Source organism: Rhodospirillaceae bacterium (assembly GCA_002728255.1).
In the GTDB taxonomy this organism is placed as follows: Bacteria; Pseudomonadota; Alphaproteobacteria; order UBA7887; family UBA7887.
Window position 1 is genome coordinate 1 of sequence record PBWV01000017.1, and the last position, 23,643, is coordinate 23,643.

A 23,643-nucleotide genomic window follows, 5' to 3' on the forward strand; every position below is an offset into this window, starting at 1 on the left:
TCGCAGTCTTCCGCTTAGTAGTCTTCTTCGCAGTCTTCCGCTTGATAGTCTTTCTTGCGGTCTTCCGCTTAGTAGTCTTCTTCGCAGTCTTCCGCTTGATAGTCTTTCTTGCGGTCTTTCGAGTAGACGCTTTACGCTTACTCGTTGCCTTCTTTTTCTTCGCTGGTGCCATGCTAACGAAACCTCTACAGACGCTGTTGGTTATAGTTAACGCCGCCAATCTTACACGACACAAAAATCTAAACAAACACGTCCCGCTTAATCAGCGACGTGCTATTGTTATACAACTTTGCCAAACACGCAATTGCAAAAAGCGATTAATTGTTGAAAAATTTTCGGGTGGATAAAAGGCGTAAAATGCTAATATTCCACTTATCAACGCCTAAAATCAGATAACTCGACGTCATCACTTATGCAAGCCATCGCTTGCGTCTCCTATAATGTTTGACATCCTTAAAGCTTTTACGCTCTCCACTAGCTATTCCTAAGTAAAATTCTTTTACGTCTTCATTATCGCGGAGGTCTGCAGCTTGGCCATCCATTACCACACGACCATTCTCTAGAATATAGCCATAGTCAGCATACTTAAGCGCCATATTAGTGTTCTGCTCGGCAAGCAAAAAAGTAACACCCTCAGACTCGTTTAGTTTCTGTACTATTTCAAAAATCTCCTCAACTAATTGCGGCGCAAGACCCAACGACGGCTCGTCCAAGAGTATCATCTTTGGGCGGGCCATAAGGGCTCGCCCAACCGCTGTCATTTGTTGCTCACCGCCTGAAGTATAACCTGCCTGCGACTTTCTGCGTTCCTTCAGGCGCGGAAAATACTCATAAACCATGGCCAAATCCTCATTAATTTGTGATCTCTGACCCAACCTTGTGTACGCGCCGGTTAAAAGATTTTCCTCGACGGTTAGGTGTTCAAAACAATGGCGGCCTTCCATGACCTGGATCACACCCTTCTTCACTAGCTCGTTTGGTGATAACTGATCTATTCGTTCACCCAAATACTCTATGGAGCCTTTGGTTACATCTCCGCGCTCGGACCGCAACAGATTTGAAACCGCCTTGAGAGTCGTTGTTTTTCCTGCCCCGTTAGCACCCAAAAGGCTTACGATCGAGCCACGGGGCACATTAAAAGACACACCTTTCAACACAAGAATGACATGATCGTAAATAACCTCAATGTTATTCACATTTAGCAAATAATCTGGCGGTTTTGTCACCCCTATATGCCCCCATCGTCACGTAAAGAGATAAAGTACCCCCCGGTAAAATTTAGATCCTTCATGTAGCGAGGAAAAAACAATTGATCAGCTGCAGTCTTTGCGAATTTCATAGTTCCACTTCTCCGCTTCTTTAATAGCAGCCTCTTCAAGCATTGGTCTTACTATTTCTCGCATAGGCTCAATCCAATCGCTCACGATGACCCATTTTTCTCCATCCCATTCCTGGAATAAAACTGGTCCACTCCCCTCATGGTCGGCGCACGTAACCTTAAATGGTTTGCCAAAACCTGTCGCACCTAACTCCTCCAGCCGCTCATCAGTTAAGTTTATATGTTCAAGCCCCCATCTCATTTCCTCACCGGTTATGGTTCCACCAAATTCAACTATTGCATTCCGTAGACCCTCAGCGATTAACATTGCATTGAATACACCTCGTGACCAAAGGACGTCTCCATAATCGTGTTCCTTTGCTAACTCAATATCACCTCCATAGGCATACTCTAAAATATCCTTATGAAGTCTAGAAAAATCTCCGGGGGCATGGAAGGTCGCGGCGCGATAACCCTTCGCCTTTAAGCCAGCGGGCCTGGTATCTACTTCATCTCCCGACCACCAGACGCCAATAAATTTATCCATGGGAAAGCCAAATTCGGAGGCTCGGGAGATTGCCGTAGCATTCATGTTCCCCCAGCCCCACATAAACATGTAATCAGGCTTCCAACGTGCAATTTTCCGCCACTGGCTACGCTGATCCTGCATTTGGGCCATGGGCACAGCCCAGGTTTTCAGCTTGTAGCCAAATTTTTCACTAAGGACCTCTAGAAGGTGAATCGGTTCCTTTCCGTAGCCTGATTCAAGGAAAATGAACCCGATCTTTTTATCCTTGAGGTTATCCATCCCGCCCATTTCTGCCCCAATATATTTGATAAAAGCCGAAGCTTGGGACCAATAGGTAGTAGGAAAATTGAATACCCAAGGGAACCAACGCCCATCAGCGGCACCACTAAAACCATAACCCATGGTTAGGAGAGGTATTTTATCTACCCGAGCTTTAGGAACTAATTTGTAGGTCAACCCGGTACTAAACGGGTTCGAAACCAACGGCTTCATATTTTTTAGTCTTTCATAACACTCGACCCCACGGTCTGTCCGATAACCGAACTCGCACTCCTCCCATATTATTTTCCGACCTTCTATACCACCATCACGTTTCATAATCGTTTCGAAATACGCATTTAACCCATTGGCTACCTTAACCCCGTTTGCCGCAAATGGCCCTGTACGATAGGTATAGAGAGGAACATACAGGCTATCCTCCTCAGCGAAAGAAACCGAAGTTAAAGGAGCTAACATAGCCCCAGAAATCAAAGCGCTTACAAAAAATCTCAGTACCCTCATAGTAGCCTCCTTGGGTTTGGCAGCATCCAGGCTCAACAGATATGACCCTAGCATATAGACGAAATCGGAAGCAATTCTGCCCCCAGAGCCACAGCTCAATATGGAAACGGCCACTGCCGCAATTTCTCCTTAACAATTTGCCACAACCTAGCTAAGCCAGCGGGTTCCACGATAAGGAAAAAAATAATCAAACCACCAAACAACATATACTCTATGTGTTGAATCACGTGCGAAGGAATATCAATCTGCAAGAGTGGGAAAAAATTTCTTAAAAAGACCGGCATTAACACAATAAATGCAGCACCTAGGTATGACCCTAAAATACTGCCCAGACCCCCAATCATAATCATAAACAAAACTGGGAAGGATGTTACAAAAATACCAAATGCCTCCGGATCAACGTTCTCTAAATAAAACATTACATACATGGCTCCGCCTATACCGATATAGAATGAGCCAATAGCAAATGCCGACAGCTTAGTAGCTAGGGGCCGAATGCCAATCAACTCAGCCGCAATATCCATATCCCGTATAGCCATCCAGGATCGCCCTATCCTTCCACGGACCAAATTCTTGGCACAGAGAGTTAATACAAATACCATGCCCAGCATGAGCAGGTACTTTGCCCAACTTGGAGCACCTGGCCCCATGACCAGGACACCAAACAACTCCCGCGGAGGAGCACCAATCGTACTGGACGGACTATAATCGGAAAGCCAATCTATACGATTGATACACCACTCAACAAAAAATTGGGCTGCGAGAGTCGTGACAGCAAGATAGAAGCCCTTAATTCGAAGGCTTGGAATCCCAATTATCACTCCGAAAATAGCGCTAATTAAGCCGGCAAGAAGAAACACGACCACAATATTCAACTCGGGAAAACTGGTTGTTATTTTGAAGAATGAATAAGCACCGACAGCCATAAAACCACCTGTCCCCAGGGAAATTTGGCCAGCGTACCCGGTTAAAATATTGAGGCCCAATGCGCAAAGACCCAGACACATCACGGGAAACAAGATTACTTGAAAGAGATAATCGTTCCCAAAAAGGGGCGGGACAACACAAGCAAAAACCATAAACGCCCAGAATAAGTATCTATCTTGGGTTATAGGAAATATTTGCTGGTCCGCAGCGTAACTTGACTTATATTGACCCGTCTCGCGATAAAGCACCTTTGTATCCCTACACTCTCTCGATTATTTTTTCTCCAAAGAGGCCCTGTGGTCGGAACATTAAAAATACCAGAGCCAAAACATAGGCAAACCATTGTTCAATTGATCCCCCCAAGGCGTCACCCCAGTACAACTCCGCTATTTTCTCCCCAACCCCGATTATGAGCCCACCAACAATTACTCCCGGAACCGAGGTAAAGCCTCCTAAAATCAGTACTGGGAATGCCTTCATAGCTATCAACACCAAACTAAAGTCCACGCTACTACTTGCTCCCCACATTATCCCTGTGACTAAGGCCACCAGACCAGCAACCGACCAAACTATTACCCACATAGACCTCAAAGGAATCCCGACTGAAAGGGCCGCCTGATGATCATCGGCAACGGCACGTAAGGCCCGCCCCACTGGGGTNTTTTGGAAAAATANNGTTAAAANNANNACGAGNAANGCNGCNCACNCTCCAGCNGTNAGATCTAGCTTCTGNAACCAAANTTCNCTACCCANAAANGGGATAATTAGNGGNCCNGTTCCAATATGCAACGCCTCCGTGGGAACCAATTTTNGAGAAGAACCACCAAATATGAATTCNCCNAANCCCTCTAGGAANAANGCCAATCCAATGGTAGCCATAAACATAATAATCTGATCTTGATTTACCAANGGNCGTAAAACNACCCNCTCGANAGCAAAAGAAAGACCTACCATTACCAACATGGCAACAATAATTGACATTACGATTCCCAAGCCTGCTTCATAAACAGTAATCATGCATAGGGCTGCAAACACCATCATGATGCCTTGGGCAAAATTAAACACGCCCGANGCCTTGTAAATCAGACAGAAACCTAGGGCGACAAGCGAGTACATCACACCAGCCATCAAACCCTCAAGAATGATCTGGAGAAAAAACACTGGGTCTTCCACTATTTGCAAAATGGGATCGACCGTCACAGCAAAAAGAAAATCCATGTGCCTTAGTTCCTACTCGCCTTCTTTACCAACGAAGCGTTAAGTGNCGGACACCCCTAAATAGGCGTCTATAACATGTTTATCAGAGCGCACTTCGCTGGGCGGACCATCCGCTATTTTTTGCCCATAATCTAATACTACAACACGATCAGAGATATCCATAACAACCCCCATATCATGTTCAATCAGGGCAATTGTTGTTCCAAAGTGATCGTTCACGTCAAGAATAAAACGACACATATCCTCCTTCTCTTCTGTATTCATGCCAGCCATTGGCTCATCCAAAAGCAACAATTCGGGCTCGGCAGCAAGTGCTCTACCGAGCTCTACTCTCTTTTGTAGACCGTAGGGAAGCCTGGACACTATCGTTTTTCGTATCGCTTGAATTTCTAAAAAATCAATTATTTCTTCTGCCTTGTGGCGATGCTCCAACTCTTCTCTCCGCGCAGGCCCAAAGTGCAAGGCCTNCCACAAAAGGTTTTTGCTCATTTTGGTATTGCGCCCAGTCATAATATTATCGAGNGTTGTCATCCCACGGAAAAGCGCAATATTTTGAAATGTTCGGGCCACGCCCGCCCTAGCCACTTCAGCCGGCTCCATTTTAGACCGCCCCACACCTTTGAAGACAATGGTTCCGCTATCAGGGGTATAAAACCCGTTGATAACATTCAGCATAGAAGATTTTCCAGCACCATTTGGTCCTATGATCGCGAGAATTTCCTCTTGGTCAACCCGAAAGCTTATATCCTCTAAAGCCTTAACAGCTCCAAAGCTAAGTGATATATTTTTTACCTCTAACATTGGTTCTCTTACCTTTGCCACTGTATAAGACCGCTCGCCATTATTTAGGCTGCCCTGACATCTACACGNCTCTCTCCGACTGCCTGTAAAGCAACATCCCGGATGGCTAAAGTTGCTTGGATGGAGCCGGTACGCCCGTCCTCAAAGGTGACTTGAGCATCAATATCAACACTATCTGCGCTACTATAAAGGGCTTCGACAAGGTCCGAGTATTTGTCAGCAATAAATCGCCGACGCACCTTCCTTGTCCGAGTTAACTCGTTATCATCTGGGTCAAGCTCCTTATGCAAAATAAGAAATCTGGTAATCTGCGACTCTTTCAGCTTTTCATCCTGAGCCAGACTTCCATTAACCCTTTCAATGTCCTTGCCAACAAGTTCATAGACGTCACTCTTTGAAGCTAAATCGGTATAACTTGTATACGACAGTCCCCTGCGCTCTGCCCAATTTCCCACCGCCTCGAGATCAATGTTAACAAATGCCGTCACAACGTCATGGCCATTCCCAAACGCCACTGCCTCGCGCACATAGGGGCTAAATTTTAATTTATTCTCTATATATTTCGGTGCAAACATCGCTCCATTATTCAGCCTGCCCACATCCTTAGCTCTGTCAATTATCCTAAGTTGCCCTTCGCTATCTATTAGTCCTGCATCACCAGAGCGTATCCATCCATCAGCCGTCAGAGTCTCCTCGGTCGCTTCCTGGTTTTTATAATATCCCTTGAACACCCCGGGACTTCGGCACAGTACCTCCCCATTTTTCTCGATACGCAATTCAACCCCCGGATATGGCACACCCACAGAATCCGCATGCACTGCGCCATCCGATTGCCCAACAACAAGAGCTGTCGCCTCTGTCATTCCATATAGCTGCTTAATGTTGACACCTATAGATCGATAGAACGTAAATATTTCTGGCCCTATCGCCTCACCAGCGGTGTAAGCAATCCGCATCCGCGAAAAACCTAGATTATCCCGGAGTGGGCCATAGACTAGAATTCTTCCTAGAAAATACAACCAGCGAGAAAAAACGCCCACCCTCCGGCCGTCCATGATTCCCGGACCAACACGCTCTGCCACTTTCATAAAAAAACTGAATAACTTTCGCTTCACCCAACCAGAGTCCTCGATACGTACCATAACAGTAGTAAGTATGTTCTCCCAAATTCTGGGTGGGGCAAAAAAGCATGTGGGCCCAATTTCACGAACGTCCTGTAGAACTGTATCAGCGCTCTCCGGGCAATTAACAGTGAAGCCTCTGCACAATGCCTGTCCATAAGAAAATAAATGGTCACCAATCCAAGCCATAGGCATGTAAGCCACCACCTTTTCATTCGAGCTTAAATTGTCATGTTCGATACCGCTCCATGAAGTGGATATCACATTCTCGTAGGTCAACATAACACCCTTGGGTTGGCCCGTGGTGCCTGACGTGTAGAGCATAACTGCAATATCTTCACCTTCTCCCTTACCTATCTCCTCATCTATAAAATTTGGCTTCCCAGCCTCAAATTCCGCACCCTGTTTCACAGAATCCGCATAGGACATTAAACCCGGCTCATCGTAATGACGCAAACCTCTATCATCCTCAAAGATAATAAACTCTAGGTTAGGCAATTGCTCCCTAACAGCCAGCAACTTATCCACCTGTTCTTGATCTTCAACGACGGCAAAACGCACTTCTGCATGATCTAGGATAAATACCATCTCATCAGCAATTGAATCCTGGTACATCGGAACTGGAACCCCACCAAGCATTTGACTCGCCATAATTCCAAAATAGAGCTCCGGTCTGTTATCTCCAATTATCGCAACCTTATCACCGCGCTGAAACCCACATTTCGCCAGCCCCCCTGCCAATGAACGAGCTTCTATTAAGTATTCCCGCCAAGTCCAAGATTGCCATATGCCAAAATCTTTTTCACGGATAGCCGTTTGGTTCCCTCGAGAACCCGACAGACAAGCCAAAAGCTTTGGAAACGTACGAAACGCCCTTAGATCACCTTCGCCCAGATCCGTCATATTTTCCTCCCGCGCGCAATACACCATACGCCCTGTTCTAAAGGATTCAGTTTATCCTGCCAATGGGCAGCACTCCTGCAAGCATACATAAAAGAACAGAAGGCGCACACCGCCTTTTCAATACTCGCCTTCTAGACGGTCTCCATTCGCATAGTACGTTGTGCCTGTACCCTTTCGGGCTCCATCAACAAAGGAGCCCTCAAACCGGTCTCCCCCCTGATAATACACTATCCCGAAACCGTTTTGCAGACCATGAAGAAACCCCCCCTCATATCGGTCACCATTGACATATATCAGAACTCCCTGACCGTGCATCTGACCATCCTTAAATTCGCCCTGATATTGGTGACCCGCTGCAAATTCAAGCGAGCCTTGCCCATTTTGTTTGCCNCCAACAAATTCGCCTTCATATCGGTCACCGTTTGCCAAGGTAAGTGTCCCATGCCCTTCCATCTGGCCTGACACGAAGTTTCCCTCGTAAATGTGNCCAGATTCGTAAACAAATTTCCCAACTCCATGCATCTGACCACCCGCNACTGCCCCATCATATCGATCACCATTGGCAAACAAAAAGCGGCCAGCGCCTTCTCGCACACCGCCTCTGAACTCGCCCTCATATCGATCACCATTGGCAAACACAAATAACCCTTGGCCATGCATTTGGTCTGACTCGAATNGCCCTTCATACCGGCTACCATCTGCAGAAATAGACACTCCCCACCCTGAACGTTGACCCAGAACAAAAGAGCCCTCATACCGGTCGCCACTAGCGAAGGTGAAAATACCCTCTCCATGTAGTTGTCCCTCTACAAACTCACCCTGATACAGGTCACCATTTTCATACCTAAAAATTCCCACACCATGCATTTCGCCAAGCTTCAGGGCNCCTTCATAAGAACTCCCGTTGGCAAATTCTATCTTCCCCTCCTTCAAAGAAGTCGCACCGGAGGGACTGACCTCAACACCACCTGTCTCCTGAGCCATTGACAGCGCCGAAGGCCATACAGCCAAGCATGCAGACAGGCAAAGAGCACAAAGACTGGATCGTATTTCTAAAGTCAANCTTTCTCGAAAAATCACCTCTTCCTCCAATAAACTCTGGCGAGCCCCTATACTCAGCGCCTAACAACCGAAAAGACTACACGGGCCGCAGACAGGCCCATCCCTAATTAATTGCTAATTTAGCGCGTTGCCGCTAGCTTTGCACCACCTACCAGATTTAAAAGCTACAAATTGCTAATCACAACGGGGCCCCTCAATTGCAAAAAGAAACTCCTTACGCTCTGGAAATCAAGGAGCTCATCCGCACAATTCCCAACTATCCTAGTCCAGGCATAATGTTTAGGGATGTTACCACACTCTTAGGCCACTCCAAGGGGCTTCACGCAGTAACCGAGTGCCTCATGCAAAGGTATCGCGGAGAAACACTATCTAAAGTGGCTGGGATAGAAGCCAGGGGGTTTATTTTTGGAGCTATTCTTGCGGCGAATTTGGGAATTGGCTTTGTTCCCATCCGAAAACCAGGGAAACTACCGGCTGAAACCTTCTCCCGGGACTATGAGCTGGAGTATGGCTCAGCGAGCCTAGAAATCCATACAGACGCAGTAACTGCATCCGATAAAATTTTATTAGTTGACGATTTATTAGCCACTGGCGGTACTGCTGAGGCAGCAGCCGAATTACTTGAAAAGTGTGGCGGCGCAGTCCGGGAATGTTGTTTTGTCGTGGACTTGCCAGATCTTGGAGGAAGAGAGCGCTTGAAAAAGGCTGGGTACTCGGTTTTTTCAATTTGCGAGTTTGAGGGCGAGTAAACATNTGGGTCTTTCAAACTCACGTTATCGACAATCGCTGTTCGACCTCACCGCACACATAGTGGTATAAAAATGTGTGAACCTCCTGGATTCTGGGAGTGGAATCTGATGGAACAGAAATAACCATATCAGCCATAGCTGCCCGGCCGCCGCCGCGGCCAGTAAAAGCTATTGTCTTCATGTCTTTGGCCTTAGCCGCTGAAAGTGCCCTAATAATATTCTCGGAGTTGCCACTCGTACTTAAAGCCCAGACAACACCACCAGCCTCGCCCAACGCTTCCACCTGTCTAGAGAAGATAGTCTCAAACTCAAAGTCATTGCTCCACGCTGTTGTTATGGCAGGGNCCGTGCCCAAAGCAAGAACCTTGTATGGCGGCCGATTTACCAAGAACCTTCCGACTAACTCACCCGCAATATGCATGGCGTCCGCGGCAGAGCCTCCGTTCCCACACACAAGGACACATCTGTGGTTGGCGAGCGCTGCTACAAGGGTATCTACGACCTGCTGTACTGGGTCTTCAAGNCCACCTTCCGCNATAGCCGTCAGGAGGCTTGCACCGTTGACTAAATATTTATTAATCCCCATACCATCTCCCCGTTCTGCATCTTGGCCCAGGTGCCGCAGTACATTGTTCAACAATGTAACCAAACAACTAAGTCTAATACACCTAAAACTTCTAATTCAAATCACTTGATTTAGCGTCCTATAGTTTGGTCCCAAAGGTTTGCAGTAATTGCTGATTAGGTGCAAACTATTCACTCAATTGTCGATAAAATGGACTACAAGAAAATGCTTCAGCAGGCGCTCGACTTTAAAACTGAGAGTGATTACCTATATGACATATTGAAGACCGTTGGCGCTGACGATTTTAGTGCTCCCACGCAATTCAAAAATTGGTCCATTGATACTGTGCTACAACATTTGCATTACTTTAATGTCGCAGCAGACCTNTCTTTNGTGAACGAAACTNCCTTTNTNACCCTGCTGAATGAACTTAGNAAATCATCAAAAGAAGGCAAAAACATGGTGGCACACACAAGGGANAAATTAGATAACCTTNGTGGANCAGACTTATTAGAAACCTGGCATAATTTCTATGCGGAAATGGCACAACGGTTTTTCAAAGCAGATCCAAAGGCCAGGGTCAAGTGGGCAGGCCCGGACATGAGTGTGCTATCCAGTATTACCGCACGACTGATGGAAACATGGGCGCACTCGCAAGCAATTTACGACATGCTAGGCCACAAAAGAGTGAACGGAGACCATATCAAAAACATAGTTGTTCTGGGCAACAACACTTTCAGTTGGACGTTTACCAACCGCTCGGAGCCGGTGCCAGCAACTCGACCTTTTTTGCTGCTGACATCGCCATCTGGCGATCTCTGGAAATTTAATGATGAGTCGGAAACGGACTATATAGAGGGATTGGCCTCCGATTTTTGCCAGGTTGTCACCCAAACACGCCATATAAAAGATACAAACCTTAAAACCTTTGGCGCAGTGGCAACGAATTGGATGGAGGTGGCCCAATGTTTTGCTGGCCCACCCTCAGAACCTCCGATCCCTGGGACCCGTTTTCTACAAGCTGTTTCCACTCCAACTTTGTGATATGCAAGAACTACCCGAATGGGCTCACGATCGCTAGAGAGAGCGAGAGCCCGCCTGCTGTTAACGGACCCCCGTTCCAACCCTGACACACCTCTTCTTAACTATTTTATTCAGGCATTCGCCAACGCCGACCCTAAGTCGGCAATGATGTCATCAATATGTTCAATCCCGATAGCCAACCTCACGTACCCATCGGTAACTCCAGTAGCTTTTTGATCCTCAGCAGACAATTGCGAATGAGTAGTGGTAGCCGGATGGATCGCTAAACTTCGAGCATCGCCAATGTTGGCAACATGGTAAAACATTTTGAGGGAATCAATAAACTTCTGCCCAGACTCAGTTCCACCCTTTAACTCAAAACCAATCAAAGCGCCATAACCTCCAGATAAATATGCATCGGCCCTTCTTTTCGCCTCCCCAGTCATTAGGCCCGGATAGATTACCGATTTCACTTTATCCTGGTGGGTTAACCAATCAGCTACTTTGGCCGCGTTCTCACTGTGCTCCCTCATACGTAGAGACAAGGTTTCCAATCCTTGTATAAACATGAACGCGTTAAACGGGCTCATGCAAGCACCTAGATCTCTAAGAAGAGTGACACGCGCTTTCAGTATGTAAGCGATTGGCCCCAACGGTTTCACAGCCTCCGTCCAGACAGCACCATGGTAACTAGGGTCGGGCGTTGTCAGTAGTGGGAAACGCTCACCATTACCTTCCCAATCAAAATTTCCACCATCGACAATTAGACCCCCAATTGAGGTCCCGTGTCCCCCGATGTATTTGGTTGTGGAGTACACAGTCACCGCAGCGCCATGATCGAGTGGTCGGCATAAAATAGGACAAGCAGTGTTATCCATGATTAGAGGAACACCCAAAGACCGTCCTATATCCGCAACCTCTCGAACAGGAAAAACCTCTAATTTCGGATTGGGAAGGGTTTCAGCATAATATGCACGTGTTTTGTCATCTGTAGCGTCCCCAAATGCTGCCGGGTCTGACGGATCCACGAAACGGACCTCAATGCCCATGGTCTCCAGTGTATTAGCAAACAAATTCCAGGTCCCGCCATACAAATCTGTGGAACTAATCACATTGTCGCCTGCTCGCGCGATATTCTGTATAGAAAAAGCCGAAGCCGATTGCCCCGAGGCTAGCGCCAAAGCAGCCACGCCCCCATCGATTGCTGCCATACGTTCTTCCAACACTGCACACGTAGGGTTCATTATACGGGTGTAGATGTTTCCTAGTTCCTTTAGAGCGAACAAGTTGGCAGCATGCTCAGTATTATCAAATTGGTATGATGTAGTTTGGTAAATTGGTACAGCAACCGAATTGGTTGCTGGATCCGATCGTTGTCCAGCATGTAACGCAAGTGTGGCAGCGTTAGTAGATTCAATATCCATAATGTTTCCCCCAAAGACGAATTTGACCGCATGCTCAAAAGATGACCGAACACGGCATCTACCCCCTCAGGGANCACGCGTGGTCNCCACTGAGCAGCACAAGTCTCTCTACNCAAGTGTAGGAAATTATTTCATCTAATGCCAATATTTNCTGAAAATAAAGGATTATTTATTTGTTTTTTANCTANACATGAACAATTTTTTCATTTTTAGAAAAATATAAAAANAAATANACCNCGGGCCAAAGCCTTCTGACCATGATAGAGAATCATTCTTAGGCTNAGAGTTACACGGNCGCTGACATGCCTCCATCAATATTCACAGCGACCCCAGTGATGTAAGAGGCTCTATCAGAGACCAGAAAGGCCACCAAATCTGCATATTCCTCGGATTCCCCGACCCTCCCGAGTGGCACCTGAACTGATAATTCTTTGTAAAGATCTTGCGGATCCTTGTTCCCAGCTCGCCGAACCCACTGTTCGCTCTTCAGCAAGCCAATGCATACTGTATTAACCCGGACCCCAACTTCCGCATATTGATTAGCNAGGGACTTGGTTAAATTTATACCAGCTGCACGGCTCACAGAGGTCGGGAGAGCCTTAGCAGCCGGTGCCTTACCCCCAACTATGGTAGCATTTACTATGGCCCCACCGCCACGTTCACGCATAATAGGGATTACCCTTCGACATGCACGGACAGCTCCCATCACCTTTAAATTTATATCNTCCTGCCACTCCTCATCGGTAACATCTTCTAGGCCTGCTGCTGCCGATTTCCCAGCGTTATTTACGAGTATATCTACCCCACCATACTGGCGCACAGCCGAATCAATGAGCTGCTCAATATCCGCGGCAACCGACACATCCGCCCTGACGGCAAGAACTTCCGCGCCCGTTCGGTTTATAATTCCCTCCGCCGCTCTCATCAAATGATCTTCCCTACGAGCACAAATTACTACCTTTGCTCCCTCAGTTGCTAGACGTTCAGCAGTAGCCAAACCCAAGCCATCACTCCCGCCCGTAATAACTGCTACTTTATCCCTCAATCCTAAATCAAACATCCTATTCCCCACTAACGCCAAGCCTCCGACAAATGCGAAACCTTTAAGCTCTCAAATGTAAAAAAAGAATTCCACTCAACGACTATATTTTAACATTCATTTTGTCATCTCTTTTTCTTTACAATTAGTTCTTAGATGCCTGGCCATCTCTTTCTTTGCGCGCAATTCTGGACAATCCTCGCCAACCGTGAAACATGGTGTTCCGGCATTGAATTTTATAAGACGATCACGATTCAGAAAAGTAGTNCTGAANGCTTTGAAAAANGCTGCGAAATCCAATACCTTGACGCAAAAGGAAGAGGAGGCATGCACCCGTTATGCGTTACAATACTTTGGGAGAAACCAATATCAAGGTGAGTGAAATTTGTCTGGGCTCCATGACCTGGGGGACACAAAACAGTTATGCTGAAGCACGAGCCCAAATTGATCTAGCAATCGAATGTGGGGTAAATTTTATCGACACCGCTGAGCTGTACCCGACAACTCCTTTATCTGCCGAAACACAAGGAAAAACAGAGGCCATCATTGGCGAATATATAAACGAGAGAAAGTGCAGGAATGACCTCGTACTAGCCACAAAAGTTGCGGGGTCTGGAGTCTCACACATCAGGAACGGCGATAAAATAAGTCGCGACACTATAACCGAGGCGTTAGAGCAAAGTCTAACTAGACTACAGACTGATTATATTGACCTATACCAACTACATTGGCCAAACCGTGGCCATTATCATTTCAGGAAGAGCTGGCACTACAACCCCACCCCCGTAGACAGATCTTCTCACGATTCAGAAGTTGCTGAGATTCTAGAAACCTTACAAAAACACGTTGACGCAGGTAAGATCAGAAATATTGGCCTATCAAATGAAACGGCCTGGGGAACAAGTGCCTTTTTGCAGATATCTGGCTCCAAAACATTACCACGGATAGTAAGCATTCAAAACGAATATAGCCTGATTTGCAGATGGTTTGACTTGGATCTGGCAGAATTATCGTTGAATGAGAAGGTGGGCCTTCTGGCCTACTCGCCTCTAGCGGCCGGCATACTGACTGGAAAATATCTCAAGGGGAAAATACCTGAAGGCTCCCGAGCAACCATAAAACCCGGCTTAGATGGACGCCTAACGGAACATTTGAATCTGCCGGTTCAATCGTATGTTAACCTGGCTGAATCACATGGAATTGCACCTGCACAGATGGCCCTTTCCTTTTGTTTGGCACGGCCATTCATGACCTCAGTAATAATAGGAGCCACAACACAAGAACAGCTCAAATCAGCTCTGACCTCGACGGAAATAAGGCTAAACGATGATACACTAAGAGAAATCCAAAATATCTATCGACAATATCCCGCGCCGATGTAGAGTTGGCGCTCAAAAACCAACAACTACGAAATTTTTATAGCAGAGCAATGGATCCTAACTCTAAAGCAAACCAGCCTGAAACAACAAATCCTCTCACAGAATTTGATGCCGTCATTATTGGAGCGGGCTTCGCCGGCATGTATATGCTGCACAAATTACGTCAGCTTGGCCTAACATGCCGCGTATTCGAAAAAGGCAGCGGTGTCGGCGGAACATGGTACTGGAACCGCTATCCGGGGGCTCGTTGCGATGTTGAAAGCATGCAATATTCATACCAATTTTCTGAAGAATTGCAGCAGGAGTGGGAATGGACGGAGAAATACTCTCCCCAACCAGAAATTCTTAAATATGCAAATCACGTTGCTGATAGATTTGAACTTCGCCGAGATATTCAATTCAACACTCAGGTCGTCTCGGCGACCTTTGATGAAGATAATTTGTCATGGGATATACAGACGAATGACAAGAAAAGGGTGCGAGCCACCTTTTGTATTATGGCCACTGGATGTCTTTCCTCTCCCAATACTCCGAAGTTTACTGGTCTCGATAGTTTTTCGGGAGACATATACCACACAGGCAAGTGGCCCCACTCGAGGGTTAGCATGAACAACCGTAAGGTGGGAATTATTGGAACAGGATCGTCAGCCATCCAGTCGATTCCGGAATTGGCATCAGAAGCTGCCCAGCTGTTTGTTTTCCAACGAACTGCAAACTATACAATTCCTGCCAGAAATGCTCCGCTAGAGCCCGAAGAGGTGAGGGCAGTAAAAGCGGATTATGCTGGGATGCGGGCAAGGGCCAAGACCAAACCTGCCGCTTTAGATGTCGTGTTACCTACTCGGTCTGCCATAGAAACCGAACCAAAAGACCGTGTGAGGGAATATGAAGAGCGGTGGTCCAAAGGAGGGGTCACATTCTTAGCCGCTTTTAAAGATATCCTTTTGGATGCGGAAGCGAACGACACCGCAGCTAGTTTTGTCCGGGAGAAAATTCGGGAGACTGTAAAAAACCCGGAAATCGCCAAGCTGCTTGCCCCAACTAATATAATTGGCTGCAAAAGAATTTGTGTTGACACTGATTACTGGGATACTTTCAACCAAAAACATGTGGAACTAATTGATGTTAATAAAACTCCCATAAAGCATATTAGCCCAAATGGTATAGTGACCTCCCAGAGAGAGTTCGAGATAGATACGCTGGTGCTAGCCACCGGTTTCGACGCAATGACTGGCGCTCTTCTTAAAATTGATATTCGGGGAAGAAAAGGAATACGGCTCCAAGAAAAATGGGCAGAAGGGCCAAAAAGTTACTTAGGCCTATCTATCGCGGAGTTTCCAAATATGTTTACCATTACAGGACCGGGAAGCCCTTCAGTGTTAACCAATATGCTACCTTCAATAGAACAACATGTCGAATGGATCTCTGGATGCATAGAGTTTATGAATAAAAAAGGTATTCGGTGTATTGAAGCTGAAAAACATGCTGAGGAGGATTGGGTCAAACATGTGAATGAAGTAGCTGATCTGTCCCTTCGTTCCACGTGCAGCTCTTGGTATGTGGGCGCCAATATAGAGGGAAAAGCTCGTGTCTTCATGCCTTATATTGGTGGCTTTCCCAAATACGTTGAAAAGTGCACTGAAGTAGTGAAAAAAGATTATGAGGGTTATTCTTTCGCCTAGACTTTTGCCTTTGGTGTTTATGGCAATACATTAGGCGAATACTCCAAAGCCTATCCCTTAGTATTATTCTACAATCAATCCTTAGTGCCGCTCTTGCTGCCTACGCCACATATTAGCATACACTCCCTCCCGATTAATTAGCTCTTGGTGATGACCACTCTCAATCACCCTACCCGCCTCTAGAACAAAAATTCTATCGACATCTACTATCGTGGAAAGGCGATGGGCTATAATTAGCGTCGTTTTTCCATGGGAAAGCTCTGTTATATTTTCCTGAATCTCCCGCTCAGTACCTGTGTCCAATGCGCTTGTCGCTTCATCAAAGACCAAAATTTTTGGATTTTTTAGTATTACTCTGGCAATCGCTACCCTTTGCTTTTCCCCACCCGAAAGTTTTAACCCTCGTTCTCCGACCATGGTCTGATAGCCGTCTGGCAATCTGGTAATGAAGTCATCAATATGGGCCAGCTCAGCAGCCCTTTTAACTTCTGTCTCAGTGGCATTGGGGGAACCATACGCAATATTATAATAAATAGTGTCGTTAAATAGAACAGTATCCTGGGGCACTATCCCAATCGTCTCCCGCAGCGAACCTTGAGATACCGCCCGAATATCATGGTTATCGACAGTAATTGCACCCTGATCCACCTCATAGAATCTGAAAAGCAGTCTACTCAAGGTTGATTTCCCGGATCCCGAAGCACCAACGACAGCAACGCGTTTACCCATAGGCATCACTATACTCACGTCCTTCAATATTTGCCGTCGACCGTCGTACGAAAAGGACACATTTTCGAATTTAACAGTCCCGCCTGTAACTAACAGATTTTTTGCATCAATGTTGTCAACTATGTCTGGTCTTACCGACAGCAATTTGAACATTTCCTCAATGTCTATAAGAGCTTGCTTTATTTCTCGGTACACAAAGCCAAAAAGGTTCAGAGGCTGGTACAACTGCATCAGATAAGTGTTCGCCAGAACAAAATCTCCCACCGTCATGGTTCCCTGAACTATTCCACGTGCCGACAAAAGCATGACACCGGTTAAGCCGCACGAGATAATAGCTGCCTGTCCAAAATTGAGGGCCGCTAGCGAAACGTTGCTTTTAACCGCAGAGTCCTCATAACTCCTAAGGCGCTGATCATATCTCCGTGACTCATGCTGCTCCTTACTAAAATACTTCACCGTCTCAAAATTTAATAAACTATCGATTGCCCGAGTATTAGCGCTGGTGTCGGCTTCATTCATCATTCGGCGGAACTTTATGCGCCATTCCGTAACAACCATCGTATAAATGATATAGACTGTGACAGTGATAAGCGTTGTCAAAGCGATAGCGACATCCAACATATATAGAAGGATGCCGAAGACCAACACCAACTCAATAATGGTCGGAATTAAATTAAATAAACTTATCCGCAACAATAACTCTATCGCGCGAATACCACGTTCAATTATCCGTGAGAGCCCGCCTGTCTGACGATCCAGATGAAATCTTAGGGACAGTCGGTGCAGATGTTCGAATACCTGTAGCGCAATCAGCCGCACGGCGCGCTGACCAACTCTTGCAAACACGGCATCACGAGCTTCACTAAAACCCAAAGAAGCCACCCTCGCCAAGCCATAACAGAGGATCGCCCCAATTGGAATGGCCATTAAAAGGTTTTCCTGGGGTAGTGATAATGCGTCAACGGCTTGTTTATAAAAGATCGGCACGTAGACAATGGCTATCTTGGAAAATACGAGGAAAACCATTGCACAAACCACTCGGAGTCTCAAAGTCCAGTGATCTGGTGACCAAAGATAAGGAAATAGGCTAATTAAGGTTTGATAACCGGGGCGGCCCTTCTTTATTGTCTCCGCTCCCATGTCTGCCTTAACTCCGATGACGTTAGTCCGCACAAAGAAACGGAAGCACTTTTGATCGAAACTATATACAGTGAAGACTACAATTAAACAATTTAACACCAGTTCTTAAAAATCATTACTTGTGACCTGGAGAATAGGCAATCAGATGCGCCCGAATGGAATACTCCAATGACTAGATCTTTCATGGTCACCCTAACAATATGGATATATGGGGCGTTCTTTTTCGGCCCCACCAGTGCAGGCGAACCGGAGCCCGCGAAGTTTGAAATAGCGACCTTTGCCGGTGGATGTTTTTGGTGTGTCGAAGCGGATTTTGATCAGGTTGAAGGGGTCATTAAGACAATCTCGGGATTTAGTGGCGGCACGCTGGCAAACCCTACATACAAGGAAGTTACAGCCGGCACCTCGGGCCACGTCGAAGCCGTCCAAATCATCTATAACCCAGAAATTGTTTCCTTTCAGAACCTTCTGGATGTCTTTTGGCACAGCATCGATCCAATAGATGAAGGTGGCCAATTTTGCGATAGAGGCAGCCCATACCTGACTGCTATTTTTACACATTCCCAAGAACAGAAAGTATGGGCTGAGGAATCAAAAGAGAAACTGGAAAGTGTAGCTGCTCTTGAGCGCCCCATTGCGACTAAGATTGTATCGTTAACCAATTTCTACCCTGCGGAGGAATACCATCAGGATTTTTATTTAAAAAATCCGATCCGCTACAAGTATTACCGATTTCGATGCGGCAGAAATGAGCGCCTTGAAGAACTTTGGGGGTCTGAGGCACTTCGTGGCCTTCAATCCCATTAATGATGACTTATCTATGGGGTGCACTAAGTGTGGTATTGTAGGTCATAAGGTGGCCGCCTATGCTAGAAGAAAGTAGGCTGAAACCATCGCTCAATTGACGATACGGTAAACACAATTGCAAAGGGACCAACTCAATGATTCCTAGGCTCACCGTTTTTATACTATTGCTGGTATCTAAAATTTGTATCGCGGACACGAAAATCTCCTCGGAGACCACAACCCATTTTGAGAAAGCGAACACATATACAGTAAAGATACGTAGTCGAACTGAACATCCTTTTGCAAATGATGAAAAAGGCGCATTTTCGGGCGCTGGTTTTTTAGTGGATAAAAATTTGGGTTGGATTGCGACAAATGCTCATGTCACAGGAACTAATCCCGCTTTTGTAGAAGTAGCGTTTAATAAGACACCTTTTGAAAAATCTCAGCTTGTATATATTGATCAATTGCTCGACTTGGCAGTGTTGCAATTACCTTTAGCCAAGATTCCAGATTTTGCGGAAGAAGCAAATTTGGAGTGCCAAGAGGAACCCATTATAGGTAGCCCCGTAGGGGCTTACGGACACCCCTTTGCATTGGATTTTTCCGGAACACGCGGGATCGTTTCAGGGAATAGATATCGGTGGGGCAGGTACTGGGTTCAAACTGATGCAGCCATAAACAGCGGCAACTCGGGTGGCCCACTTATCAACCTAGATACTGGCAAGGTTATTGGCATTAATTCGGCAACCTACTCCAAGCGAATGAGCGAAGGACTCGGCTTTGCCGTACACATGATTCGGGCGTGCCGTGTTTTGGAACTTTTGAAAAATGGAATTGACCCCTCCCCGCCTTATATTCCAGTCAGCTTCACCCAAGCTGATAACAAATTGGACCAATTGAAAGTCGCAGCGGTATACGAAAAACAACCACATTTGTGGCCCCTAGAACCCAATGACACCGTGTTGGCTTTAGTAGGCTTTGAAAACAATCCATTTGTACACCAGTCTGACCTAATCCACGCTTTGCGGGGACAAAATGGTCAAGTTGAACTTTTGGTGGAAAGACTCGGACTTAGACAAACCTTTATCATTACAGCCCGTCCCCGCCCAAATCTCTTAGACAAGCTTGGAGTACATGTATCGGGCATTATCTTTGGATCCGAGTCTTTAAGGGATGATGAAATTACAAACCCTGATAATTTGCTTTTCATTCAAAATGTCGCCCAAGCCTCTATCGGCGACCTAGCCGATATAAAACCCTACGGCTACCTGCAATCCGTCAATGGAAAAACGTTTTCCGAGAGCGTTAAACTCTGCAACTATTTAAGAGAACTACAAATAAAGAGGAGTAAAGCAACTATCGTAACACGATATATTGGTTGGGATTATCGTTCTAGACTCCGTTATCACTCTTATGAGATTCCCATCCGCGACGTACAGCTGGTGGGGGTCCGTGCCCCGGAAAACTGTGGGTAAAAAATTAAGATCTGTGGGGAGAAAATGCGTTTTTCTATTCGAACTCAGAGCATTCATCAATGTAGAAGAAATAGCATCTGATTCTTTTGAAGGAATAAAAATTGGCAGATAGTGTTTTAATTGTTGGTGGAAGTCGGGGAATTGGACTAGGCCTGGTTAAAATTTTTGCGAATCAGGGTTGGGAAGTTCATACAACAGTCCGAGACGATAAAGGCAAGGAAAGAGTTTCCCAAATCGGAGGCAATATATCTATCCACCAGCTGGATGTCAGAAATAAGCGAATGACAAGCCAGCTTGCCAAGAAACTACAAAGCAAAGCCCTTGATGTCTTACTGCATAATGCGGGGGTTTATGGAAACGGCATACCGGAATCAGAGGTCCTCCAAATCAATTCAGTTGCCCCCTTTGAAGTTGTGGCAGCCTTTTTGCATTCAGTGCTGCGGAGCACCCACAAAAAGATAGCTATCCTAACTAGTCAAATGGGCGCACGAAATGGAGGGAAAACCCCAACTGGCACTTACGGAAAGTCCAAATGTCTTCTTAATGATACGTTTCGGGAACGCGAGACCCAGTGGCGAGCTTTGGGTGCCATATCGATAGTCATCCATCCGGGTTGGGTTGCTACAGACATGGGGGGAACCTCTGCACCCGTATCAGTAACGGACAGTGCAGCGGGCATATATAAAACATTGGAAAACTTAAAACCCAATAGAAGCGGTTCTTTCCTTACATGGGAGGGCAATCCGCATCCTTGGTAGGATTATTAAACAGCTCTTAAAGAAAACATTCAGTATAACCGGAAATATCGGTGTATTATGTAAACCAAATGACAGAATTATTACCAATTATAAGCGCCTTTCTCAGTGGCTGTGCATTTGGAGCCTGTATTCTCTGGTTAGCACACCGTGCCGTAGCCCTGGAAAGGTCAAAGGCCCATATATCTCAAACCGAAGCACTCACATCACTTCGAGGAGAAATTGAAGAGCGTCTCCAGACACTGGCTGGTTCTGCCCTAGAAAATAGCCAAAAATCTTTTCTCGAGCTAGCTAAGGCTCAATTCGATGCCAATCAAAAAGTCCTCCGCATGGAAAACGATAAAAAAGAAGAAGCTATCAAAAGCTTGCTTCAGCCCATGTCCGAAACTCTAAAGGAGTACAGGGAAAATCTTGCTGCCATTGAGGCAAAACGACAGGAAGCCTATGGCAATATCAGTCAAGAACTCCAAAATGTTGTTAAAACCCAGGCGGGCGTCCGAGACGAAACAAAAAACTTAGTTAATGCCCTCCGAGCAAACCCAAAAACCCGCGGAAGATGGGGCGAAGAAACACTCAGAAACGTCATGGAATTATCGGGCATGGCTCAATACTGCGACTTCAATCTCGAACAATCCTTCAACACAGAAGATGGAAAACTTCGCCCAGATGTAATTATTAGGTTGCCCGGAGGGCGGCACCTGGTGGTTGATGCAAAAACATCCACGTCAGCTTATATGGATGCTATAGAATCTACAGATGACGATCATAAGGAGAGCCATCTCTCCAATCACGCCAACCAGATCCGGCAGCACATGAAACAACTCTCAGGGAAAAGCTATTGGGATGGCCTAACGGTATCGCCTGATTTCGTAGTAATGTTTATTCCTGGCGATAATTTTTTCTCTGCAGCTATAGAACGTGATCCTAACTTGTTTGAGGACGCCATAAAAGGCAGAGTGCTAATCACCACTCCTACTACCCTGATCGCCCTAGCAAAAGCCGTTGCATACGGCTGGAGACAGGAAAAAGTTGCTGATAATTACACTCGCATTGCTGAATTAGGGGGGGAGCTATACAAAAGAACTAGGACCCTGGGAACACACCTCAATAATCTTGCTAAAACCCTCAACACTACTGTTCTGCGATTTAACGAATTAGTAGGAAGCATGGAGAATAACGTCCTGCCGCATGCAAGAAAATTTGAAGAGTTGGAAATACAAGGAAGTGAGCAACAAATAGAGAAAACGGAACCGGTTGAGCTGGCTATACGAGAACCAAGAAAAGATCGTGATCTTCTTTTTGACAAATCAGGATCTCAATAACCGGAGTTTCATAAAACTGTGAGAATTCTCGACAATCAAAGGATGGCGCCCATTTTTCTTGAGTTAACAGCTCTAAACCAACCCCATCTCTTTAGGCCGAGCTTCCAAAAACTTCCTAACTTCTCCCAGAAATCCCTCATTGCCCTTATTCTCCCCTGCTAAAAGGTCTTCTACTTCAGATAATGCAGCAGGTATGGTGGTCCACGGCAGTCCCGAACCCTCGTTCAAAAGACGAGCTTTTAGCCAGTCATTCATTTCGCTAACCTGATGGGTGGAAAGCTGTCCCGGGCAATCAAAAAATAAGAGCCGATGCCCCAATTCTCTCAATCTAGGGTCAGACAACGTCTCCAGTAGACTAAGACGCTTTGCCAGAGGGGCTTGATGAAACTCCTCGAGAACACCCTGGTCCTCCCAACTGACAAAGCCGTCATAAATTTGCAACTCGACGTGGGGAGACCTTTCTTGACCAACAAATCTCTGCGAAAGAGCTTCGCCGACACGGGCCTGGAATTTCCGATCACTCCGAATAACGTCAGCCCGACGACCCCGCTCCTTCTCAGAAACTGATTTTAATTTTACGTTATCAGGCGCCATTCCAGTAGGCATCATGATTGGAAGCTTATTAGCGGTTAAGACCCGTATCACCTTCGGACTCTTCCCCAAGACCTTGATGAGTTCTTCCACGGATAACGAGATATAGTCAACAGGATCAAATTCGAGATCAAATACCGCCAACTGACTATCATAGTCGGGGTTGCGTCCACAATATGTGACTACCCATGAATACATACGTCCAAAATAGCGCTCACTGAGCGAGAAGTGTTCTTCCCGCATCGCATACTTCACTACGTTATTCTTATTAGTGGCGTCGCTCATAGCCGTCCAAACATCTGGCGCCATATTTTTTGCCAAC

The 23,643-nt window shown here is 46.1% G+C and carries 20 protein-coding genes and 1 pseudogene; 8 read left to right on the forward strand and 13 right to left on the reverse strand.

The window, feature by feature from the left end; translation table 11 throughout:
* From CMM32_04200 to CMM32_04235, 8 genes and pseudogenes are all read right to left on the reverse strand, one after another.
* Window positions 1-121, reverse strand: a pseudogene (locus CMM32_04200) (hypothetical protein).
* Window positions 122-410: 289 nt separating this feature from the next.
* Window positions 411-1,232, reverse strand: coding sequence for an ABC transporter ATP-binding protein (locus CMM32_04205; protein ID MBT06103.1), 822 nt, complete (start codon window positions 1,230-1,232; stop codon window positions 411-413).
* Window positions 1,233-1,313: 81 nt separating this feature from the next.
* Window positions 1,314-2,582, reverse strand: coding sequence for an ABC transporter permease (locus CMM32_04210; protein MBT06104.1), 1,269 nt, complete (start codon window positions 2,580-2,582; stop codon window positions 1,314-1,316).
* Between the two features lie 140 nt (window positions 2,583-2,722).
* Window positions 2,723-3,802 carry a branched-chain amino acid ABC transporter permease gene (locus tag CMM32_04215; GenBank protein MBT06105.1) on the reverse strand — a complete coding sequence of 360 codons (1,080 nt, stop codon included), beginning with the start codon at window positions 3,800-3,802 and terminating at the stop codon, window positions 2,723-2,725.
* A 10-nt stretch (window positions 3,803-3,812) separates the two neighbouring features.
* Window positions 3,813-4,772: a branched-chain amino acid ABC transporter permease gene (locus CMM32_04220; protein MBT06106.1), complete on the reverse strand. Its 960-nt coding sequence runs from the start codon at window positions 4,770-4,772 to the stop codon at window positions 3,813-3,815.
* A 39-nt stretch (window positions 4,773-4,811) separates the two neighbouring features.
* Complete coding sequence (locus tag CMM32_04225) at window positions 4,812-5,573, reverse strand: ABC transporter ATP-binding protein (protein MBT06107.1); 762 nt, start codon at window positions 5,571-5,573, stop codon at window positions 4,812-4,814.
* 44 nt (window positions 5,574-5,617) lie between these two features.
* Window positions 5,618-7,597: a long-chain fatty acid--CoA ligase gene (locus tag CMM32_04230; GenBank protein MBT06108.1), complete on the reverse strand. Its 1,980-nt coding sequence runs from the start codon at window positions 7,595-7,597 to the stop codon at window positions 5,618-5,620.
* Between the two features lie 117 nt (window positions 7,598-7,714).
* Window positions 7,715-8,677 carry a hypothetical protein gene (locus CMM32_04235; protein MBT06109.1) on the reverse strand — a complete coding sequence of 321 codons (963 nt, stop codon included), beginning with the start codon at window positions 8,675-8,677 and terminating at the stop codon, window positions 7,715-7,717.
* A gap of 203 nt (window positions 8,678-8,880) precedes the next feature.
* Between CMM32_04235 and CMM32_04240 the strand changes: the two genes are divergently transcribed.
* The gene (locus tag CMM32_04240; GenBank protein MBT06110.1) at window positions 8,881-9,408 is read left to right on the forward strand and encodes an adenine phosphoribosyltransferase; all 528 of its coding nucleotides are present in this window, start codon (window positions 8,881-8,883) and stop codon (window positions 9,406-9,408) included.
* A 19-nt stretch (window positions 9,409-9,427) separates the two neighbouring features.
* Here the strand turns inward: CMM32_04240 and CMM32_04245 are convergent, their stop codons facing one another.
* A complete protein-coding gene (locus CMM32_04245; protein MBT06111.1) occupies window positions 9,428-9,994 on the reverse strand; it encodes a phosphoheptose isomerase in 567 nt (188 codons plus the stop codon).
* A 204-nt stretch (window positions 9,995-10,198) separates the two neighbouring features.
* Here CMM32_04245 and CMM32_04250 point away from each other — a divergent pair, with 204 nt between their 5' ends.
* On the forward strand, window positions 10,199-11,017 hold the full coding sequence (locus CMM32_04250; GenBank protein MBT06112.1) for a TIGR03084 family protein: 819 nt from the start codon (window positions 10,199-10,201) through the stop codon (window positions 11,015-11,017).
* 110 nt (window positions 11,018-11,127) lie between these two features.
* Here CMM32_04250 and CMM32_04255 read toward each other — a convergent pair whose 3' ends face one another.
* Together CMM32_04255 and CMM32_04260 are read right to left on the reverse strand one after the other, a co-directional pair.
* The gene (locus CMM32_04255; protein ID MBT06113.1) at window positions 11,128-12,420 is read right to left on the reverse strand and encodes an O-acetylhomoserine aminocarboxypropyltransferase; all 1,293 of its coding nucleotides are present in this window, start codon (window positions 12,418-12,420) and stop codon (window positions 11,128-11,130) included.
* A gap of 286 nt (window positions 12,421-12,706) precedes the next feature.
* On the reverse strand, window positions 12,707-13,480 hold the full coding sequence (locus CMM32_04260; GenBank protein ID MBT06114.1) for a short-chain dehydrogenase: 774 nt from the start codon (window positions 13,478-13,480) through the stop codon (window positions 12,707-12,709).
* Window positions 13,481-13,797: 317 nt separating this feature from the next.
* On the opposite strand from CMM32_04260, the gene CMM32_04265 reads away from it, so the two are divergent.
* Complete coding sequence (locus CMM32_04265; GenBank protein MBT06115.1) at window positions 13,798-14,841, forward strand: aldo/keto reductase; 1,044 nt, start codon at window positions 13,798-13,800, stop codon at window positions 14,839-14,841.
* A gap of 47 nt (window positions 14,842-14,888) precedes the next feature.
* Window positions 14,889-16,520 (forward strand): cyclohexanone monooxygenase, encoded by a 1,632-nt coding sequence (locus CMM32_04270; protein MBT06116.1) that lies wholly within the window; start codon window positions 14,889-14,891, stop codon window positions 16,518-16,520.
* Window positions 16,521-16,601: 81 nt separating this feature from the next.
* On the opposite strand, the gene CMM32_04275 is transcribed toward CMM32_04270, so the two are convergent.
* Window positions 16,602-18,389, reverse strand: coding sequence for a metal ABC transporter permease (locus CMM32_04275; protein ID MBT06117.1), 1,788 nt, complete (start codon window positions 18,387-18,389; stop codon window positions 16,602-16,604).
* 183 nt (window positions 18,390-18,572) lie between these two features.
* Between CMM32_04275 and msrA the strand changes: the two genes are divergently transcribed.
* From msrA to CMM32_04295, 4 genes are all read left to right on the forward strand, one after another.
* Window positions 18,573-19,196, forward strand: coding sequence for a peptide-methionine (S)-S-oxide reductase (gene msrA, locus CMM32_04280; GenBank protein ID MBT06118.1), 624 nt, complete (start codon window positions 18,573-18,575; stop codon window positions 19,194-19,196).
* A gap of 134 nt (window positions 19,197-19,330) precedes the next feature.
* Window positions 19,331-20,653: a hypothetical protein gene (locus CMM32_04285; protein MBT06119.1), complete on the forward strand. Its 1,323-nt coding sequence runs from the start codon at window positions 19,331-19,333 to the stop codon at window positions 20,651-20,653.
* A 101-nt stretch (window positions 20,654-20,754) separates the two neighbouring features.
* Window positions 20,755-21,411, forward strand: a complete 657-nt coding sequence (locus CMM32_04290) for a hypothetical protein (GenBank protein MBT06120.1) — start codon at window positions 20,755-20,757, stop codon at window positions 21,409-21,411.
* A 50-nt stretch (window positions 21,412-21,461) separates the two neighbouring features.
* On the forward strand, window positions 21,462-22,730 hold the full coding sequence (locus CMM32_04295) for a DNA recombination protein RmuC (protein MBT06121.1): 1,269 nt from the start codon (window positions 21,462-21,464) through the stop codon (window positions 22,728-22,730).
* 72 nt (window positions 22,731-22,802) lie between these two features.
* Here CMM32_04295 and CMM32_04300 read toward each other — a convergent pair whose 3' ends face one another.
* Window positions 22,803-23,642, reverse strand: coding sequence for a hypothetical protein (locus CMM32_04300; GenBank protein ID MBT06122.1), 840 nt, complete (start codon window positions 23,640-23,642; stop codon window positions 22,803-22,805).
* Window position 23,643: the final 1 nt, after the last annotated feature.

Excerpts from the sequence above, each read along its gene's own strand:
- CMM32_04270 (MBT06116.1), top strand. The coding sequence starts at position 14,889 with ATGGATCCTAACTCTAAAGCAAACCAGCCTGAAACAACAAATCCTCTC.
- CMM32_04285 (MBT06119.1), top strand. The coding sequence starts at position 19,331 with ATGATTCCTAGGCTCACCGTTTTTATACTATTGCTGGTATCTAAAATT.
- CMM32_04265 (MBT06115.1), top strand. The coding sequence starts at position 13,798 with ATGCGTTACAATACTTTGGGAGAAACCAATATCAAGGTGAGTGAAATT.
- CMM32_04210 (MBT06104.1), bottom strand. The coding sequence starts at position 2,582 with ATGTTAGCTCCTTTAACTTCGGTTTCTTTCGCTGAGGAGGATAGCCTG.
- CMM32_04275 (MBT06117.1), bottom strand. The coding sequence starts at position 18,389 with ATGGGAGCGGAGACAATAAAGAAGGGCCGCCCCGGTTATCAAACCTTA.
- CMM32_04255 (MBT06113.1), bottom strand. The coding sequence starts at position 12,420 with ATGGATATTGAATCTACTAACGCTGCCACACTTGCGTTACATGCTGGA.
- msrA (MBT06118.1), top strand. The coding sequence starts at position 18,573 with ATGGTCACCCTAACAATATGGATATATGGGGCGTTCTTTTTCGGCCCC.